This window comes from Streptomyces sp. NPDC020807, from assembly GCF_040641575.1.
Classification (GTDB): domain Bacteria; phylum Actinomycetota; class Actinomycetes; order Streptomycetales; family Streptomycetaceae; genus Streptomyces.
The window spans coordinates 418,326-436,585 of the sequence record NZ_JBFADU010000001.1 but is presented as its reverse complement, the minus strand read 5'-3'; the positions used below and the strand labels follow the sequence as shown (position 1 = coordinate 436,585).

Sequence of the window (18,260 nt, the reverse complement as noted above, 5' to 3'; positions counted from 1 at the left end):
TGACGGCGCCGTCAGACAGGGGTGTCTGACGGGCTGAAGCCCGAAGGCCCAGGTCGGTGACGACCTGGGCCTTCGTTCCCTCGATCGAGGTTGGTTCGTTCCGTCAGTCGCCGCGGCGGCGCGTGAGGCGGAACAGGGTCAGGCCCGCGATCAGGGCCAGGGCCGCTCCCAGGGCCGCGAGGAGGGACCACGGACCCGCGCCCGTGTCGGAGAGCCTGCCTCCGTCGGTGGAGTGGTCTCCACCGCCTCCGCCCTCACCGCCGCCGCCCTGCTTCGGCCCGGGGGCCGGGGTCGGCGCCGTGCTCCCCGACGGAGTCGGGGTCGGCGTCGGGGAGTGGGTCGGGGCCGGGTCCGTCGGGGTCGGGGTCGGGGTCGGGGTCGGGGTCACCGGTGCCGTCGGCGTCGGGTCCGTCGGGGTGGGCGTGGGGGTCGGTGTCGGGGTCGGCGTCGGCGGGGCGGCGAAGGTGTTGGTCACGTCGACCGTCGCCTTCCCGTCCACCGTGACCTCGCCGTCCGTGCCCCCGTCGGAGGCCGCGTAGGTGACCGTGTCGCCGTCGGGGACGTCCGTCTCCGTCACCGTGCACGTAGCGCCGTCCGGGACGGTGATCTCGCGGGTCTCGCCGTCGGAGAGCGCGAAGGAGCCGTCCTCCGCCGCGAGCGGGACGTCGCCCTGGTCGGTCGTGCAGGCGAGGGCGAAGGCGTACGGGCCCGCGCCGCCGTTCACGACGTGCTTGGTGACCTGGACGAGCGCGGCCGGGAAGGTGTTCGTGACCGTGATGGTCGCCGTGTCACCGGAACCGTCGGCGGTGATCACGACCGGGTTGTCGGCCGTGCCGTGGTCGACGACCGCCTCCGCCGCACCGCCCGTGTCGATCTCCTCGGCCCAGCACCGGGTGTTGACCGGAAGGGACTTGATCGTCACCGGGGTGCCGGCGGTCAGCTCGTACGTCTCGCGGAGGATCTCGTCGCCCGGCCCGCCCGCCGCCGTCGGCAGCGCGCAGGAGACGTCGACCGTGAAGACGCGGTCCTCGGCGTACTCGGCGGCGTCGCCGTCGAGCGCCTTGACCAGCTTCAGCTCTCCGAAGAGGTACGTGTTGGTGATCTCGGCGGTCTGGAGGGAGGGCCTCCCCACGCCCGGCTTGATCGTGATCGCGAGCGGGTCGCTCTCGGGGTGGTTCGAGCTGCCGCCCCGCGCGTTCTTCTCCCAGACCTCGCACTCCGCGCCGGCCGGCAGAGCGGTGATCGTCACCGGCTTCTCGACGGAGACGTCGTGGTCCTCGTCGAGGACCGTGCGCTCCGGCCGGTCCTGCGGCTTCACGACGCAGGTGACGTGGAAGGGGAAGGCGGCTTCGGAGAGTTCCTGGGTCAGGGCCTCCGGGTGCGCGCCGAGTGCCTTCGTCAGCTTCAGGCCGCCGTAGGCCAGGGCCACGCCGACCTGGATCGGTTCGTTGGGCTGGAGCACGCGGGGCGTGCCGGACCGGTCCGTCGTCTCGTTGTGGGCGTACGAGTTCCAGGCGATCGTCGGGTCGCCGTCGCGGGCGACGTCGAGCGGGGTGTCCATCGCGTACGTGATGTCGACGGTGCCGCCCGGGGGCAGCGCGGTCGGGAACGCGAGGTCGAGGCGCGTGCCGGCGGCCTGCGGGCCGAAGGGGTCGTCCCAGGTGCCGGAGGCGCACCGCGGGGCGCTCGATCCCGCGCCGCCCATGGCGAGGTCGTCGGTGCAGAGGGGTTCGTCGTTCTCGTACGCGGCGGTCAGCGTGCCGGGGCCGGTCAGCTCCGGGCGCGAGGCGAGCGTGGGGCGCTTGTCCCAGGCGGTGCCCCGGTCGGTGTCGATGATGACGCCCTTGTCGCCCCGGACGGGGAAGCGGTCGACGATCCGCATGGCCGTCCCGTTCTCGGTGCCGGAGTTCTGGATGCGGAGCAGGTAGTGGTAGCGGTCGCCCGGGTTCACGAGGGCGACGCACGGGGCGGTGGTGTACGAGCGACCGGCCGCGTCCCGGACCGTGGCGCAGGACGCGTCGCCGACCGGGACGACCCGGCCTCTGCGCTGGTCGTACCAGCCCAGGTCGTCGTTGCCGGCGACCCACTTGCGGGCGGCGAACGCGGCGCCGGCCTTGGCGGTCAGCTTCGCCGAGGCCACGCAGTACAGGCCGTCGCCGAAGGTGTCGTCCTCGGCGGAGGGGCCTTCACAGGCCGTGTCGGGGTCGGAGGAGGTCGCGCCCATGGTGTTGGTGACGACGTCACCGGCGTTGATGCCGGCCTCCAGGGTCACGTGGATCTCGATGGTGAGGGTCGCGCCGGGCGCGAGCACCCAGGGCTTCCCGTCGGCGTCCTTGGAGAAGTCCCAGCTCAGGCCGGATATGCGGCCGTCGTCGTGGGCGGCGGTGAAGACCGGGGAGGGGACGGGCGGGGTGCCCGCCGGGACCTGGGTGTCGATGACCTCGAAGGGCTGGCCGCCGTCGCCCTGGAAGGAGTCGAGGAAGGCGATGCCGCGCGGCATGACGTCCTTGACGAGCAGGCCCGGGACGTCGGCCGTACCGGTGTTGGTGACCTTCAGGTAGAAGGGCGCGTCCTCGCCGGGTGCGATGGCCGAGTCCGGGGACTTGCCGACCGTGAGGACCGGATCGCCCTCGACGAGGTCGAGGGTCGCGTCGACCGGCGCGATCTCCTTGGGCGTCGAGGGGTCCTCGACCTTGGTGAGGAAGCGTCCGCTCGCCGTGTCCTCCAGGTGGGAGGGGACGGGCTGTCCGTTGCTCCGCAGGGCGGGGCGGGGGCTGACGGTGAAGACGAGGACGCCGTCGCAGCTCGCCCTGGCGCACGGGGTGATCGTGTAGCCGTCGTTGGCGGTGCTCGTGGAGGTGTAGGTGACGCGCAGGCCGGTGACGGTGGCGGGGTCGACGCCGGACGGGAGGGCCGCGGAGGTCGCGGGCGTGCCCTCGGCCCAGGCCCCGTTCACGTACGCGTCGAGTTTCACGCGGTCGGCGCCCTCGGGCATCTGGTTCGAGGTGATGCCGGTGAGGTCGACCGCGTCGAAGAAGTCCTCGTCGAGGTCGGTGACTTCGAGGAACTGCGCGCTCATGTTGCCGGTGTTGCGGATGGTGAGCGTGGTGCTGGCGGTCTGACGGGGCAGGCCGGGGACGTGCTCGGGGAGCTCGCCCGGGTTGATCGACTTGTTGAGCGAGGCCGAGTCGGAGGCCGGGCCCGTGGTCAGCTGCGGGGAGCAGACGTTGCCGCCGGGGACGTAGTCGCCCCCCGCCGTGATCGAGTAGCAGTTGCTGAACTGGACGCCGTTCTCCACTCCTTCGCGCCGCTCGGTGACGAGGTCGACGGTGAAGGTGGACTGCGGGGGCATGTTGCCGTCGTACACGGCCCGGATGCCCGTGGCGCGGTGCCGGACCTCGATGTCGGCGGTGTTGTACGGCACCCAGGCGCCCGCGCCGCCCCCTGCCCGCGGGTCCCACAGGCCGAGGCCGACGGGCGCGGAGGACGGGCGGACGCTCGCGGAGTCGATCCGCAGCACGTCGAAGGGGCTCTCGCCGGCCGGCTTGCCGTCGGCGTCCGCCGAGGGGTCGGTGAGGACCGGGTTCACCAGCGGCTTGTTGCCGTTGTTGGTGAACCTCAGGTGCATGCCGACGGGCTGCCCCGGCGGCACGTCCGTCTGGTCGACGGTCTTCTCGCCCGCGCCCGCGGTGTTCGGGGACTCGACGGGCAGCGTCTCGCAGGCGGTGCCCGTGGCCGTGCCGCTGCCGTCCGTGCGGCCCGCGTCGCCCGCGAAGCCGGCGCAGTTGGAGACGCCGGGGCTGGAGCCGGTGGGCAGGTCCTCGGCGGTGACGTCGCCGGTGAGGGTGCCGTGCAGGTCGAGGCCGGCGGTGGCGCCCGGCGCGATGGTCGGGTTCCCGTCGCCGTCCACACCCGTGTAGACGACCTCGGCCCTGGTGACGGCGGTGCCGTCCTCGGCCACGTGGACCGTGGTGTTCTCGGTGTACGGGGCAGAGGTCGAGGTCCCGTCGGCGTACGTGACCGTCAGGACGGCCTTCGTCGCGCCCTCCGGGAGGCGGATCCGTACCGACTCGACGTCCAGCTTGGCGAACTCGCTCGTCACGCTTCCGCTGGAGTCCGGCTCCGTGACCGTGATCGTCCGCACCGGGAACGGCGAGCCGTTCGTGACGTCGACCGTGGTGCTGACCGGTGAGTTCTCGCCGAGCACGGCGTGTTCGCCGGTCTCCTGCGTGAAGTCGCCGTCGGTGTCGGGGAAGTACTTCTTGGTACCGGTGAGGACGAGGATGTCCGGCAGGACGTCGTACGTGTCGCAGGCCGGCTTCCCGGCGACCGTGCCCTTCGTCGCCTCCTCGGCCGAGGAAACGGCGCAGTTCTCGACGACGAGCTTGTCGGCGGGCCGCAGCGGCGAGTCGTCCGACCGCTTGGTGTCGCGCAGTTCGAGCTTCAGCTCGACGGTCCCGCCGTCCGCGTCGTACGGCAGAGGGTCACCGGAGCTGTCGGTGAAGACCACCTCGACGCCGGTGACGTCCTCGGGGTCCACCCCGGCGGGCAGCGGCAGCGCCCCGGTCGTGGAGACCGTGCGGCCGGTGCGGGTGGCGCCGTCCGCCGTGGTGACCACCAGGTGCGCCCGGTCGGCGCCGGCGGGGAAGCGGGTCACGGTCGCGGAGACGAGGTCGAAGTACTCGAAGGCGTCCGCGCTGTCGTCCTTGACCGAAAGCTCGGTGACCCGCGCCGATGACGAGGAGTTGTTGCGTACGCCGAGGGTGACCGTCGACTCCTCGTTCGTCCCCGCGACGGCCGAGCCGTCCTCCCAGGTCTTGGTGGTGACCGGGTCGACGACGAGCGGGACGGAGACGGTGACGTCGCTGGACGCGCTCTTCGGGTCGGCGTTGTCGGCGGTCGCCTGGGCGGTGTTGGTGATCGTGGCGCCGTCCTCGTGTCCCGTGTTCACCGGGAGGCGCATCCCGATCTCGACCGTGCCGGCCTGGCCGGCCTCCAGGCCGGTCGTGCCCGGCGGGTTGTCGAGCGGCTGGGTGTAGACGATCACCAGCTTGCGGGTGGTCTCGTCGTACGAGACCTGGCGGGTGGTGGTGGACTTGGGAAGGCTCGTCACGTCGAGCCCCTCGGGGAGGGTGTCGGTGACGGTGAAGCCCACGCAGTCCACCGTCAGGCCCGAGCACTGGGCTTGGAGCGTGTAGACGAACTCGTCGCCGGGTTCCAGCGGTTCGCCCCCGGTGTCGTTGGTCTTCTTGAGACCGACCACGCTCCTGGGGTCGTCGGACGCCGCGCCCGCCGCCGCCACCACGGCCGGGGCCGGGGCGGCGCAGAGCAGGCTCAGCGCGGTGGCTATTCCTAGGGTCAGTCGGGCACGGCCTCGTGCTGTCCGACGTGGGGGCATGGAACCGTCCCGTCCGGAGAGTTCGGCCGAGATCGGAGGATCTCGACAGTGAGCTCTTGGACATTAGGGTCGAAAGGGATCTTCCCGGCCGTGCCACACCGAACAGATGGTTGATTTGGTAAATACAGGGCCATGATTCTTCACGTCGTGACCGCGGCCGAGTGGAACGCCCACCCCGACCGGCCCTACGCCCCCGCCTCCCTCGCCGAGGAGGGCTTCGTCCACTGCTCCCCCGACGAGGCCACGACCCTCGCCGTCGTCAACGCCTTCTACCGGAAGGCGGAACGGCCCCTGCTCGCGCTCGTCCTCGACGAGGAGCGGCTCACCGCCCGCCTGGAGTTCGAGGCGGCCGCGCCGACCCCGCCGCCGGGGGTCGCGGACGACGTCCTCTTCCCGCACCTCTTCGGACCGGTCGACCGGGACGCCGTCGCGCGGGTGACGGAGGTCGTGTGGGACGGGGAGGGGCGGGCCGTGGGGTTCACCGCGCTCTCCTGATCACCGCGTTCGCCTGATCACCCCGCTCTCCTGATCACCGCGTTCGCCGGAACACCGCGTTTGCCCGCACCCGCGGCGGGCAGCCGCCCGTCAGAGGGTGGAGGTGAGCTGCCATGACGCACCACGACACACACCGCGAGATCTGGGGCTACCGCACCGACTCCGGCTACGAGACCGGCACCGACCTCGTCGGGTTCACCGTCGCGGCGACCGACGGCGACATCGGGAAGGTCGACGAGCACACCGACGAGGCCGGGGCCGGTTACCTCGTCGTCGACACCGGCCCGTGGATCTTCGGCAAACACGTCCTGCTGCCCGCGAGCACCATCCGGAGCGTCGACCGCGAGGACGGGACCGTCCACGTCGACCGCACGAAGGCGCAGATCAAGGACGCGCCCCAGTTCGAGCGGGAGCGGGAGCCGCGCGACCCGACCTACCTGGAGCAGTTCGCGAAGTACTACGGCGTCCCGCACATGTAGGAAGACGACAACGGGCGCCTCCGGATGCGGGAACCCCGCATCCCCGTGATGCTGGGAGCGTCGGCATTTCGTGAGGAGGACTGCTATGTCCATGCTCGACAAGCTCAAGGGCATGATCAAGGGCCACGAGGACACCGTCGGCCAGGGCGTCGAGAAGGCGGGAGACGCCATCGACGCCAAGACCGGGAACAAGTACCAGAGCCAGGTCGACCAGGCCCAGGAGAAGCTCCACGAGCAGTTGGGTACGCAGCAGCCGGGCTCGCAGCAGCAGCCACCGGCCAAGGAGTAGCCCTCTCCGGCGCACGACCGCCGAAGGCCCCGGGTCCTGTCCCCGGGGCCTTCGGCATGCGCGCCGCCCGGCCCGCCGGTGCGGCGGCGTCAGTGCGGCGCGGTCGCGTCCGCCGGGAACGCCGGGCCGTGGCCCGGGACGATCACGTCGGCCGCACCGAGCACCCGGAGACGGGAGGCCCGCAGGACCGCGTGGTCGGGGGCGACCGGGTCCTCGACGGGGCCGTTCGGCCGCCACCACAGGTCGCCGACGAACGCGACGACGCCGCCGGCCGTATCGGCGAGCAGGGTGATGTCCTCACGGCTGTGTCCGGGGGTACGGATCAGGCGGAGCGACGGGGTGACGGCCGCCGCGCCACCACCCACTGGCGGTTCGCCGGCCTCCTCGCCGAGCGCCACCCGGCCGTCACCGTCGACCCCGACGCGCTGTACGTGGACGAGGGACCGGTCGTCACCGGCGCGGGCGCCGCCGCCGGCTTCGGCCTGTGCCTGCACCTCCTGCGCCGCGAGCACGGCGCCGCCACGGCCAACGCCGTCGCCCGCGACCTCGTCCTCCCCTCCCACCGGGACGGCGGCCAGGCCCAGTACCTCGCCACGCCCGCCCCCGCGGACAGCCAGGACGAGCGGCTCGCCGACGTCCTGGCCTGGGCCAGGGAGCACCTGGACCGGCCGCTGCCCGTCGCGGAGCTGGCCCGCAGGGCGCTGATGAGCCGCCGGTCCTTCGCCCGGCGCTTCGCCGCCTCCACCGGCACCACCCCGCACGCCTGGCTGCTCGGGCTGCGCCTCAGCCGGGCCGAGGAGCTCCTGGAGACCACGGACCTGCCCGTCGAGGAGGTCGCCCGCGCGGTGGGCTTCGGCAGCGCCGCCGTGCTGCGCGCCCGGTTCGTCCGCCGCCGGGGCGTGCCGCCGCGCACGTACCGACGCGCCTTCAGCCGCTCGCGGGTTGCCTGACAGCGGACGCATCACCCGTCCGGCCTACACCGGTTGCTGCGCCCCGGGGGGCGTTCGAGCCTGAGGTGCATTCGTGCGATGCGACCAATGGGAGGACTCATGAGCAGCATCGACACCCCCGCGGACGTCCCCAAGCCCAGAGCGGTGGCCCGGCCCGCGCCCACCACCATGTCCTGGGTGACACTCGCCCTGATGACGACCGCGTCGGTGGCGAGTCTGCGGGCCGCTCCGACCATGGCCATCTACGGCCTGGCCTGTGTCTTCCTCTACCTGATCCCCGCGATCGTCTTCCTGCTGCCGACCGCCCTGGTCTCCGCCGAGCTCGCCTCCGGGTGGAGCGGCGGCGTCTACCGCTGGGTCGCCGAGGGCCTCTCCAAGCCGCTCGGATTCCTCGCGGTCTGGTGCCAGTTCGCGATGACGATCTTCTACTACCCGAGCCTGCTGGCCTTCGTGGCGTCGACGATCGCGTACGTCATCGACCCCTCCCTCGCCTCGAACGGCGTCTACACGGCGATCGTCATCATGGTCCTGTACTGGACCGGTGTCTGGATCTCCTCCCGCGGCACCAAGGCCCTCGCCGGGCTGTCGAGCTGGGGCCTCATCATCGGCACGCTCGTGCCCGGCACGATCCTCGTCGTCCTCGGCATGGTCTTCCTCGGCCAGGGCAACCCCTCGGCCGCGCCGATGGACAGCAGCCACCTGCTGCCGCAGTGGACGGGCCTCGCGAGCCTCGTCCTGATCGTCAACAACTTCCTGTCGTACTCCGGCATGGAGATGAACGCGGTCCACGTCTCCTCGCTGAAGGACCCGGCGAAGGAGTACCCGAAGTCGATGTTCCTGGCGGTCGGCCTCGTCCTGCTCATCTTCATCCTCCCCGCCCTCGCGATCAGCTGGGTCGTCCCCGCCGACCAGCTCAGCCTGACCGCCGGCGTCATGCAGGCCTTCGACGCCTTCTTCTCGTACTTCGACGTCGGCTGGATGACCCCGATCGCGGCCGTCATGCTGGTCTCCGCCTCCCTCGGCGGCATGCTGACCTGGCTCGCCGGACCCTCGAAGGGCCTCCTGGAGATCTCCCGCCACGAGGGCTACCTGCCGCCGTTCCTGCAGAAGCTCAACAAGTTCGGCATCCAGCAGAACATCCTGGTCACCCAGGGCGTCGTGACCTCGGTCATCGCCCTGATGTACGCGCTGATCCCGGACGTGTCCAGCGTCTACTGGATCTTCTCGACCATCACCACGCAGGTGTACCTGATCGTCTACCTGCTGATGTTCGCCGCCGCGATGCGCCTGCGGAAGACCCGGCCCGACCATCCGCGCGGCTACCGGGCGCCCGCCCTCGGCCTGCTCTGCACGGTCGGCCTGCTCGCCTCCCTCGCGGCCATGGCCATCGGCTTCGTCCCGCCGTCGCAGTTCGGCGGCAGCAGCGTCTGGCAGTACCTCGTCATCGTCGGCGGCGGCCTGGCGATCCTCGGCCTGCTCATCCCGTGGGCCTTCCTGAAGTTCCGCAAGCCCGGCTGGACCACGGCGGCGGCCGGTGACGGCACGGCCGGTGACGCCGGCGAGGCCGCGCAGAGCGAAGGAGAGCAGCGATGAGCACCCGTTTCGCGATGCAGCACAGATGGATCTACTGGGGCGCGATCGTGCTCCTCCTCGGCCTCGTCGTCACCGGTCTCATCCGGTACTCCAGCTACCGGGAGACCAGCAAGACGCAGGCGAAGGCCAACGAGCTCCAGGAGGAGCTGGTGAAGGCCGGCTACCCGTCCCCGGACACCGACACGATCGAGCGGCTGCTCGGCACGGACGGCGGCCAGGTCTGCGAGGAGCCCGGCAACGCGCTCAAGACGGCGCTCTGGAAGATCCAGCAGTCCAACGGCGCCACCGGCCCCGGCCAGCGGCCCGTGATCTCCGACGAGAAGGCCGTCGAGGCCGAGCGGATCGTCCTCCAGGTCTACTGCCCGGACGAGCTGGAGGAGTTCGACGAGGCGCTGAACGAGCTGAAGACGGACGACACCGTACGGCGGTGACGCCCGCCGTACGGTGTCGGACCGGTCTTCCGTCGCTACAGAGCAGGGGTCTCCGCCGGAGGCCCCTGCTTCGTTTTCGTCTCCTCCGCGAGGAACGCGGTCACCGCGAGCAGGAAGAGCAGGAGGAGCGCGATCCCGAACACGACCCAGCCGGTCGGGTGCGGCCAGAAGACGACGGCCGCCGCGGCGCCCGCGACGAGGATCCAGGTGATCCAGGTGCGGTAGCGGCGGACGAAGGGGCCCACCGGGCCGGTGCGCAGGCCCGCGTGGTCGGCGGCGCCGCGGGTCGCGGTGATGCCCGCGTCCCAGAGGCCGCGGACGAGGGTCGCCGGTCGGCTCGGGCCGGAGAGCCAGGCGGCGAGGGCGATGAGGACGCCGAGCGTCACGAAGACCCGGACCGAGGTGCGGAGGTAGCGGATCAGGGTGTCGTAGACGGCCCCCGCGGCGGCCGGGGAGACGCCGGTCGGGAGGGCGTTGAGGTAGACCGTGCGGAAGACGGTGAGCGCCACGCCGAGGACGAGCGCGGCGACGGCGATGCCGAGGGTGCCGGCGATGAGGCTGCGGCGCCGGTGCGCGGCGAGCAGGACGCCGCCGGCCACGAGGAGCACCGAGATCACCGGCAGCCAGGTGCCGAGGCCCTGGAGCAGCGCGAAGCCGGTCTTGACCTTGCCGATGTCCTCGGACTGCACGACGGTGAAGTCGGTGTGGATCTCGGGGATCTTCCCGGCGACGCTCAGGCCGGAGTCGACGAGCCGCTCCTTCACGCGGTCGACGACCGGGGCGAGGTCGATGGTGACGGTGTCCTGGTTGATCTGTACGGCTCCGTCGTCGCTGCCGGTCAGGGCGCGGTCGAGGGAGGTGTGGATCGCCCGGTTGGCGTCGGCCCAGATGGTCTCGAAGGCCGGGGAGGCGACGACGTCCTGCGCCCGCTCGTGGACGAAGCTGCCGACCGCGCTCTCCAGCGAGTCCCCGAGCTTGCCGAGGGCCTTGCTCGCCAGGGGCCGCTGGTCGGGGGCGACGCCCTCCAGGAGGGAGTTCAGGTCGATGTGCTCCATGACCGCGTTGGTCACGCGGGTCGCGACGGCCGCCTGGATGTCGGGGTCGGAGGCCAGCGGGGTGACCGTCTGCACGTACCGGTCCGTGTCGCCGACGATGTCCGACGACCAGGCGGCGACGATGCCGAGCGGGGTCAGGACGCAGCCGACGACGATGAGCAGGGCGGCGAAGAAGGAACGAACGCGGTGGCGGGGCGGCCCGGCGGTGGCGGCACTCGCTTCGAGGGCCGCGACCCGGGCCCGTAGAACGGTCAGTTCGTCGTCGCCGCCGGGACTCACGTCCTTGGCGTCCATCGGCACCCACTCCTTCGCTAGTCCTGACGAGATGAGACAAATCAGGGCAATTCTCCGAGGGGTGGCCCACTTTGTCGCGCGGAGGAAGAGATTCCGGCACCCTTCCGGGTGATCATGCGGGCATGAAGCTGCACTGCGCCGTACTCGACGACTACCAGGGCGTCGCCCTCTCCTCCGCCGACTGGGGCCCGCTCGCCGACCGCGTGGACGTGCGCGTCCTGCGCGAGCACCTCGACGACCGGGCCGCGGGAGGCAGCGGGGACGCGCTCGTGGCCGCCGTCGAGGACTGCGAGATCCTCGTCGTCATGCGGGAACGGACCCCCGTGGACGCGGCCCTCCTCGACCGGCTCCCCCGCCTCCGCCTGGTCGTCACCTCCGGCATGCGCAACGCCTCCGTCGACGTCGCCGCCGCCCACGCGCGCGGGATCGTCGTCTGCGGCACGGCGAGCAGCCCGCAGCCGCCCACCGAACTCACCTGGGCCCTGCTGCTCGGCCTCGCCCGGCACGTCACGACCGAGGCGCGGGCGCTGCGCGAGGGCGGCCCGTGGCAGTCGACGGTCGGCGCCGACCTGGGCGGCCGGACCCTCGGGCTCGTCGGCCTCGGCAAAATCGGCGGCCGGGTGGCCAAGGTCGGGCTCGCCTTCGGCATGGACGTGGTCGCCTGGAGCCCGAACCTCACGGAGGAGCGGGCCGCCGAGCACGGCGTACGGCTCGCGAAGGGCAAGCGGGAGCTGCTCGCGGAGAGCGACTTCGTCTCGCTGCACATGGTGCTGTCGGAGCGCTCGCGGGGCCTGATCGGGGCGGAGGAGCTGCGCGCGATGCGCCCGTCCGCGTACCTCGTGAACACCTCGCGGGCCGGGCTCGTCGACGGGGACGCGCTGCTCACGGCGCTCCGGGAGGGGTGGATCGCGGGGGCCGGGCTCGACGTCTTCGCGACGGAGCCGCTGCTGGCGGACGACCCGCTGCGGAGCCTGCCGAACGTGCTCGCCCTCCCCCACCTCGGATACGTCACGGAGGGGAACTACGGGCGGTACTTCGGGGAGGCGGTGGAGGACATCGAGGCGTTCCTGGCGGGGGCGCCGGTGCGGGTGCTCTCGTAGGGCGCCCTCCGGTGCGGGTGCTCTCGTAGGGCGCTCGTCGGGCTCTACGAGAGCACCCGCGGGACCGTCTCCGGCGTCAGGCCGCCGCGACCGGCTTCGCTCCGGTGGCGGGCTCCGCCGGCCGCGGGGCGAGCAGGCGCTCGGCCGCGTACCCGAAGGCGAGGGCGAAGACCGCCCACAGGACCGCCTGGATCCCGAGGGTGGCGAGGCGGAACTCCCAGAGGACGGCGGCCGGGAAGCCGGCCGCCACCGCGTCCTCGTTGCCCGGCAGGAACGCGCACGCGACCGCGACCGCGGCGACGAAGCCCGCGCCCGCGACGACGGTCGCGTTCCCGTTGCCGAGGCGCGGGGCGAGGCGGCGGCCCGCGATGACGGCGGCGACGCCGAGCAGCACGCTCAGCAGGATCATCAGGAAGAAGAGCGTGGTGCGCTTCCCGATGGTGTCCGGGTTGCCGACGGCCGGCGGGGTCGCCGGGTACTTCAGGAACGGCACCAGGTAGACGGTGGTGAAGGCGGCTGCCGAGACGAGCGCGGCCGTCGCCCTCGGCGTGAAGCGGCCCACGCGCCCCAGGACGAAGGCGAACGCGAGGGAGGCGATGCCGCCGAGCGCGACCCCGTAGACGAGGACGCCGGTGGCGAGGCCCGCGGTGGACTGGAGTCCCCTGCTGACGAGTTCCTCCTCGTGCTCGTCCGCGTGGGCCTCCTCGCCCGCGTGATGGCCGGCGTGTTCCGCCGGGGCCGCCGCCTCCTCGACGGCGATCGAGGCGTTGACGGACGGTTCGCCGACGACGTACGCGACGGCGAAGGCGAACAGTCCGGCGATCAGGCCCGCGAGCATGCCGCGGACCAGGAGACCCCTCACGGTGGAGGAGTTCGTGGCGTCGTGACGCATGGTGCTGGATTCCCCCGTGGTCAGTGGCAGGGGAAGCCGAGCAGGTGACGGCCGTCGTGCACCCACTCGTGCACGTCGCTGCCGGCGAAGACGGAGAGGGCGCCCTGCTCGGCGCCGACGAAGTAGAGCGCCACCAGCGCCAGGAGCCCGGCGAACAGGGCCCAGGGCAGCACGGTGCGGACCGGCAGGGAAACCGGCAGCGCTACGGGGGTGGTGGGGGTGACGGACGGGGCGACGGCCTCGGCCATGGCGGTACCTCCTCGGGAACTCGCGTCCCAGTACGGTGGTGCGCGACGACGGTCGTCGGGTCTGACTCACCGCGTCCGGGGGTGCCGGGGCGGCTCACAGTGGCGCGACCGTGCCGGAATTGCACCGGACTTCCGTCTCGCCGTCGTCGGTTGTGGAATTGTCGCCGTGACCGTACCGCGTACGCCGTGCGGCGCCAAGGGCGCCTGGGCGTCCGGTCGAGCAGTGAGGGATGGATCACCTGTGGCGGAGTCGGGCACGGCGCCGGACGGGACGGCGGGGACGGGCACGGCGGGGACGGGGACGGTTCGGCTGATTCTCGTGGCGCCCGCGATGAACGCGGCGCTGCGGGAGGCGCGGTTCGACGACGGGTCGTCGCCGGTGGAGCCCGTACGCACCGCCGACCCGCTGTGTCTCGGCAGGTCCGTACGGGTCCTGACCTCGCCGTCCGCCCGATGTCGCGGGACGGCGGAGGCACTCGGCCAGGGGGGCGCGGTCGACGAGCCGGCGCTCGCCGGGTGCGCGATGGGGCGGTGGCGGGGGCGACGGCTCGACGAACTCGCCGGGGAGGAACCGGAGTCGGTGGCCGCCTGGCTCGGCGACCCGGACGCGGTCCCGCACGGTGGGGAGTCGCTGCGCGACTTCTGGGGGCGGGTAGGGGGCTGGATGGAGGGCCTCGCGCCCGGGACGGTGTGGGCCTTCGCCGAGCCCGAGGTCGTCCGGGCGGCCGTCGCCCACGCCTTCGGCGTACCGGAGGCGGTGTTCTGGCGGGTGAACGTACGGCCGTTGACGTCGGTGGAGCTGACGGGGCGGGCGGGGCGGTGGAACGTGGGGATGGGTTCGAGGCTGCCGGGCTCGTAGCGTCCGGAAGCCCTACGTCATGCTCGTACGGGCCAGTTCCACGAACTCCGCTTCGGTGAGGCCCAGTTCGCGGGCGTCCGCCGCTGCCTCGCGGAGGCGGGCGACGAGGCGGGCGCGGTCGGGGGCGGTGGCGCCGGGGACGATGACGGCGCCGCGGCCCCTGCGGAGTTCGATGAGGCCCTCCTCGCGCAGGCGCTGGTAGCCGCGGAGGACGGTGTGGACGTTGACGCCGAGGGAGTCGGCGAGTTCGCGGGCGGCGGGGAGGCGTTCGCCGGGTTCGGCGGAGCCGTCGGCGAGCGCGCCGCGCACGCAGGCGGCGATCTGGTCGCCGAGGGGGACGGAGGAGGCCGGGTCGACACGGAAGAGCACGGTCAGATCTTCCCGTCCCGCGCGGCGAGGGTGTTCAGGAGGGCCGCCGCCGTGCGGGCGTCGGAGACGGTGACGAGGAACTCCCGGCCACCCGAACGGCGTACGACGAGGGCTTCGCCGGAGCGCACGACCACGCCCGTCCTGTGGGCCCGGACGCGGTAGCCCCAGCCGCCGAGTTCGCCGAGGGGGTCGACGTCGCGGACGCTCGCGGAGGCGACGTCGTCGAGCGCCACGCGCGCGCGTGGACGGGGGAAGAGGGCCGAGCGGACGGTGAGGCCGTGCCGGTCGACGGTGACGCGGACGCGGGCGAGGGCGAGCCCCGGGACTCCGACGAGGAGGCCGAGGAGGCCGAACAGGGCGGCGGGCCAGGGCAGGACGAGGAGGACGACCGGGGTCGCGGCCAGGAAGACGACCGAGAGGGTCGTCAGGGTCCGGGAGGCGACGTCGCGGGACCAGCCGGCGACCTCACCGTCGGCGAGCGGGAGGCGGAGCTCGCCCTCCGCGCCGGGCGCGTGCGCGGGCTCCTCCTCCCGCGGTACGAGGGAGGTGAGCGCCCAGCCCGCGAACCCGGCGGCGGCCGCGGCCGTCGCGGCGACGGCGAGGTCGACGAGGGGCTCGGAGGCCGTCGGGCTCGTGCGGTTGGTGCGGAGGAGCTGGACGAACAGTCCGCCCATGAAGCCGGCGGTGGCCCAGGCGCCCCAGAGGGAGGGGCGGCGGACGGCTGCGGCCCAGCCGGCGCCGAGGGCGAGGAGCAGGGCCGTACTGATGAGGACGTACGCGGTGGGGCTCGTCCAGCCGTCGGGCCGGCCGCCGTCGGCGAGGGTGAAGTGGGTGGCGAGGCGGGCGGGGAGCTCGTCGCGCCAGACGGCGAACAGGATCAGGTGGGCGGCGAGGGCGAGGACGAAGGGGAGCACGGCGAGGGCGCGCAGAAGAGGGGTGGCACGGTTCATGATGACCTCCTTGTTCGCACTCTACTAGAACAACTCGCTTTATTACCGAGATGCGGGCCGCCATCACCGGCGGTATCAAAGGGATGAACGCAGACGAATGGGGAGATCTTCATGCGCCGCCGGCCCGCCACACTTGCCGCCTTCACCGCCTTCGCCGCCCTCACCGCCGGACTGGTCACCGGCTGCGGGGACGACAGCGAGCCCGACCCGCTGCGCGCGCAGCAGTGGGGCATCGACGCGCTGAAGCTGCCGGACGCGTGGTCGACGTCGAAGGGGGAGGACACGGTCATCGCCGTCGTCGACACGGGCGTCGACCCCGACCACCCGGACCTCAAGGGCCGGCTCGTCGACGGCTACGACTTCGTCGACAACGACGACAAGCCCAAGGACATGAACGGCCACGGCACCCACGTCTCCGGCATCGCCGCCGCGCACACGGAGAACGGCGTCGGCATCTCGGGCGGCGCCCCCGGCGCGAAGATCATGCCGGTGCGCGTGCTCGGCGCCGACGGCAGCGGCACCGACGCGAACATCACCAAGGGCATCGTCTGGGCGGCCGACAACGGCGCCGACGTCATCAACCTCTCCCTCGGCGAGTCCGGCCTGATGGCCCGTCTGCTCAAGGGCGGCATCCTCAACCAGGCGATCACGCACGCCAACAGCAAGGGCGCGGTGGTCGTGGCCGCGGCGGGCAACGACTCGACGGCCCTCCAGCCGTACAAGATCGACACCCCGGTGCTCGTCGTCAACGCGGCCGACCAGAGCGGACTCCCGGCCTCCTTCACCAACTTCGGCGCGCAGAACGCCGTGGCGGCGCCGGGCGTGGACATCCTCTCCACGCTCCCGACGTACACGACGAAGGAGACGTTGAAGAACCTGACGGGGTACGGCAGGCTCTCCGGCACGTCGATGGCGACGCCGTACGTCTCCGCCGTGGCGGCCCTCCTGCACCACCAGGGCCAGAACCCGGCGGAGATCATGAAGACGATCCAGGGCTCGGCGAAGAACCCCCAGCAGATCCCGAAGCTGGGCCTGGGGAACGTGGACGCGGCGGCGGCGGTGAAGGCCGCGAAGGGCGAGTAGGCCCCGCGCAGGAGCCACCCCGTCAGGTCGCCGCAGGAGCCACCCCGTCAGGTCGCCGCGGGAGCCACCCCGTCAGGTCGCCGCCGGAGCTGCCCCGTCAGGTCGTCGCGGACCAGGCGGAGGGCGGCGGCCGGGTCGGCGGCGCGGGTGACCGCCCTGCCGACGACGACGTGCGACGCGCCCGCGGCGACGGCGGCGCGGGGGGTACCGGTCCTGGCGTGCCCGCCGGCCGGCTGTCCGTCGGCGCCCTCGCCAGGGCCTCCGGGGAGGGCGACGCCCGGGGTGACGATCAGCGCGTCGGGTCCCAGGGCGTCCCGCAGGGGGCCGGCCTCCCGGGGCGAGGCGATCACGCCGTGGCAGCCGGCGGCCTCCGCCAGCCGGGCCAGGCGCAGGACCTGCTCGTCGGTGGAGACCGAGGGAGCCACGCCGATGTCGGCGAGGTCGGAGCTCGTCATGCTCGTGACGACGGTGAGCGCGAGGACGCGCAGGCGCGGGAAGTCGCGGGCCGCCTCGACGGCGGCGGACAGGATGCCGGTGCCGCCCATGGCGTGGACCGTCACGAGGGAGACGCCGAGGGCGCCGGCGGCGCGGACCGCTCCGGCGACGGAGTGCGGTATCTCGAAGAGCTTGAGGTCGAGGAAGACCTCCTTGCCCCGGTCCACGAGGCTCCGGACCAGGTCGGGTCCGGCCGCCGTGAGCAGCTCGATGCCGATCTTGTAGAAGCGGCAGTCGTCGCCGAGGCGGTCGACGAGCTCCTCGGCCTCGCGGCGGTTGTCGAAGTCGAGGGCGACGACGACCCCGTGGGGGGATGCGGTGTTCATGGACGGCATTGTCGCCCGGGGCGGTTGACCTGCGGTCATTCGCACTCGTGGGCGGCGGGGTCGACGACCACGCGGTCCAACAGGCCGCGCAGCAGGACCTGTTCGGCTTCGGTGAGGTCGCCGAAGAGTTCGCGCTCGGCCGTGCTCACGGCCTCGTCGATGCGCTGGAGCGTCCGGGACCCCGTCTCCGTGATCTCGACGATGTGACGCCGGCGGTCGGCCGGGTCACGGCGCCGCTCCGCGAGCCCCGCCGACTCCAAGTCGTTGAGGATCCCGACCAGTTGGCTCGGGTCGACCTCCATCGCGGCGGCGAGCTCGCGCTGACTCATGGCGCCGGGGGCGAGTCGCATCAGGGTCATCGCGCTCCGGGGGTGCAGCCCGGCGACGCCCAGGGCGGCGCGGATGCGGGCGCCGGTGAGCTCTCCACGGAAGGAGAGGAGGAAGCCGAGGCGGTCGGTCGGGAGAGCTGCCATACCACCCACCGTAACAGCGACCCCATTGTGGAGTCCGGTAAATCATTGATACCCTTCAACGATTCCTGGCAACGGATCATTGGAGTACCTTCATGTTCATCGGCTACGCGGTCCTGGCCGCCCTCCTGGCGCTCGCGCTCTTCGCCTCCGCCTTCCTGACCGCCACGCGGAATCCGCAGATCATGGCCACCATGACGAAGCTGGGGGTGCCCGAGTCGTGGCTGCCCCGGCTCGCGGCGACGAAGGTCGCCGGCGCCGTCGGCCTGCTCGCGGGGCTCGCGCTCCCCCTCGTCGGCGTCGCGGCGGCGGCGGGCGTCGCGCTCTACTTCCTCGGGGCCGTGATCACCCACCTGAGAGCCAAGGACAAGGACCTGGCGCCGGTCGTGGTCCTCACCCTGCTCCCCGTGGCCGCCCTGGCCCTGCGGGTCGCCTCGGCCTGACGGATCACCCCGGCCCGACGGGCCACCCGAACTCACGAGAC

Annotated in this window: 17 protein-coding genes, 2 pseudogenes and 1 riboswitch; of the genes and pseudogenes, 10 read left to right on the top strand and 9 right to left on the bottom strand. The window is 72.6% G+C overall.

The window, feature by feature from the left end:
* Nucleotides 1–103 precede the first annotated feature (103 nt).
* Nucleotides 104–5,398, bottom strand: a complete 5,295-nt coding sequence (locus AB0G79_RS02080) for a DUF5979 domain-containing protein (RefSeq protein ID WP_360798633.1) — start codon at nt 5,396–5,398, stop codon at nt 104–106.
* A 132-nt stretch (nt 5,399–5,530) separates the two neighbouring features.
* Between AB0G79_RS02080 and AB0G79_RS02075 the strand changes: the two genes are divergently transcribed.
* From AB0G79_RS02075 to AB0G79_RS02065, 3 genes are all read left to right on the top strand, one after another.
* Nucleotides 5,531–5,893, top strand: a complete 363-nt coding sequence (locus AB0G79_RS02075) for a DUF952 domain-containing protein (protein WP_360798631.1) — start codon at nt 5,531–5,533, stop codon at nt 5,891–5,893.
* Nucleotides 5,894–6,006: 113 nt separating this feature from the next.
* Nucleotides 6,007–6,372 carry a PRC-barrel domain-containing protein gene (locus AB0G79_RS02070; protein ID WP_360798628.1) on the top strand — a complete coding sequence of 122 codons (366 nt, stop codon included), beginning with the start codon at nt 6,007–6,009 and terminating at the stop codon, nt 6,370–6,372.
* Between the two features lie 85 nt (nt 6,373–6,457).
* Nucleotides 6,458–6,661 (top strand): antitoxin, encoded by a 204-nt coding sequence (locus AB0G79_RS02065; RefSeq protein WP_360798625.1) that lies wholly within the window; start codon nt 6,458–6,460, stop codon nt 6,659–6,661.
* A gap of 89 nt (nt 6,662–6,750) precedes the next feature.
* Here the strand turns inward: AB0G79_RS02065 and AB0G79_RS02060 are convergent.
* Nucleotides 6,751–7,005, bottom strand: a pseudogene (locus AB0G79_RS02060) (MBL fold metallo-hydrolase); the annotation flags it as partial.
* Between AB0G79_RS02060 and AB0G79_RS02055 the strand changes: the two are divergent.
* The 3 genes and pseudogenes from AB0G79_RS02055 to AB0G79_RS02045 form a co-directional block, all read left to right on the top strand.
* Nucleotides 7,003–7,611: pseudogene (locus AB0G79_RS02055) on the top strand (helix-turn-helix domain-containing protein); the annotation flags it as partial. The pseudogenes AB0G79_RS02060 and AB0G79_RS02055 overlap by 3 nt on opposite strands.
* Nucleotides 7,612–7,710: 99 nt before the next feature.
* Nucleotides 7,711–9,204 carry an APC family permease gene (locus AB0G79_RS02050; protein ID WP_360798622.1) on the top strand — a complete coding sequence of 498 codons (1,494 nt, stop codon included), beginning with the start codon at nt 7,711–7,713 and terminating at the stop codon, nt 9,202–9,204.
* Nucleotides 9,201–9,635, top strand: coding sequence for a hypothetical protein (locus AB0G79_RS02045; protein ID WP_360798619.1), 435 nt, complete (start codon nt 9,201–9,203; stop codon nt 9,633–9,635). Before AB0G79_RS02050 ends, AB0G79_RS02045 begins: the two co-directional genes overlap by 4 nt.
* A 35-nt stretch (nt 9,636–9,670) precedes the next feature.
* On the opposite strand, the gene AB0G79_RS02040 is transcribed toward AB0G79_RS02045, so the two are convergent.
* Nucleotides 9,671–10,984 carry a hypothetical protein gene (locus AB0G79_RS02040; RefSeq protein ID WP_360798616.1) on the bottom strand — a complete coding sequence of 438 codons (1,314 nt, stop codon included), beginning with the start codon at nt 10,982–10,984 and terminating at the stop codon, nt 9,671–9,673.
* 122 nt (nt 10,985–11,106) lie between these two features.
* On the opposite strand from AB0G79_RS02040, the gene AB0G79_RS02035 reads away from it, so the two are divergent.
* Nucleotides 11,107–12,084: a D-2-hydroxyacid dehydrogenase family protein gene (locus tag AB0G79_RS02035; RefSeq protein ID WP_360798613.1), complete on the top strand. Its 978-nt coding sequence runs from the start codon at nt 11,107–11,109 to the stop codon at nt 12,082–12,084.
* Nucleotides 12,085–12,160: 76 nt separating this feature from the next.
* Here the strand turns inward: AB0G79_RS02035 and AB0G79_RS02030 are convergent, their stop codons facing one another.
* Nucleotides 12,161–12,976, bottom strand: coding sequence for a CbtA family protein (locus tag AB0G79_RS02030; RefSeq protein ID WP_360798610.1), 816 nt, complete (start codon nt 12,974–12,976; stop codon nt 12,161–12,163).
* Between the two features lie 20 nt (nt 12,977–12,996).
* Nucleotides 12,997–13,224 (bottom strand): CbtB-domain containing protein, encoded by a 228-nt coding sequence (locus tag AB0G79_RS02025; RefSeq protein WP_150268511.1) that lies wholly within the window; start codon nt 13,222–13,224, stop codon nt 12,997–12,999.
* A 59-nt stretch (nt 13,225–13,283) separates the two neighbouring features.
* Nucleotides 13,284–13,358, bottom strand: a riboswitch (cobalamin riboswitch).
* Between the two features lie 197 nt (nt 13,359–13,555).
* On the opposite strand from AB0G79_RS02025, the gene AB0G79_RS02020 reads away from it, so the two are divergent.
* Nucleotides 13,556–14,083 carry a histidine phosphatase family protein gene (locus tag AB0G79_RS02020; RefSeq protein WP_360799172.1) on the top strand — a complete coding sequence of 176 codons (528 nt, stop codon included), beginning with the start codon at nt 13,556–13,558 and terminating at the stop codon, nt 14,081–14,083.
* A 12-nt stretch (nt 14,084–14,095) separates the two neighbouring features.
* Here the strand turns inward: AB0G79_RS02020 and AB0G79_RS02015 are convergent, their stop codons facing one another.
* Together AB0G79_RS02015 and AB0G79_RS02010 are read right to left on the bottom strand one after the other, a co-directional pair.
* Complete coding sequence (locus tag AB0G79_RS02015) at nt 14,096–14,452, bottom strand: GntR family transcriptional regulator (RefSeq protein ID WP_360798607.1); 357 nt, start codon at nt 14,450–14,452, stop codon at nt 14,096–14,098.
* A gap of 2 nt (nt 14,453–14,454) precedes the next feature.
* Nucleotides 14,455–15,402 carry a DUF1648 domain-containing protein gene (locus tag AB0G79_RS02010; RefSeq protein WP_360798604.1) on the bottom strand — a complete coding sequence of 316 codons (948 nt, stop codon included), beginning with the start codon at nt 15,400–15,402 and terminating at the stop codon, nt 14,455–14,457.
* Between the two features lie 111 nt (nt 15,403–15,513).
* Between AB0G79_RS02010 and AB0G79_RS02005 the strand changes: the two genes are divergently transcribed.
* On the top strand, nt 15,514–16,485 hold the full coding sequence (locus AB0G79_RS02005) for a S8 family peptidase (protein WP_360798601.1): 972 nt from the start codon (nt 15,514–15,516) through the stop codon (nt 16,483–16,485).
* A 47-nt stretch (nt 16,486–16,532) separates the two neighbouring features.
* Here the strand turns inward: AB0G79_RS02005 and pyrF are convergent, their stop codons facing one another.
* Entirely contained in the window at nt 16,533–17,306 is a 774-nt protein-coding gene (pyrF, locus tag AB0G79_RS02000; RefSeq protein ID WP_360798598.1) for an orotidine-5'-phosphate decarboxylase, read from the bottom strand.
* A gap of 35 nt (nt 17,307–17,341) precedes the next feature.
* Nucleotides 17,342–17,779 carry a MarR family transcriptional regulator gene (locus tag AB0G79_RS01995; protein WP_360798595.1) on the bottom strand — a complete coding sequence of 146 codons (438 nt, stop codon included), beginning with the start codon at nt 17,777–17,779 and terminating at the stop codon, nt 17,342–17,344.
* Between the two features lie 92 nt (nt 17,780–17,871).
* Between AB0G79_RS01995 and AB0G79_RS01990 the strand changes: the two genes are divergently transcribed.
* Nucleotides 17,872–18,219 carry a DoxX family protein gene (locus tag AB0G79_RS01990; protein ID WP_360798592.1) on the top strand — a complete coding sequence of 116 codons (348 nt, stop codon included), beginning with the start codon at nt 17,872–17,874 and terminating at the stop codon, nt 18,217–18,219.
* Nucleotides 18,220–18,260 lie beyond the last annotated feature (41 nt).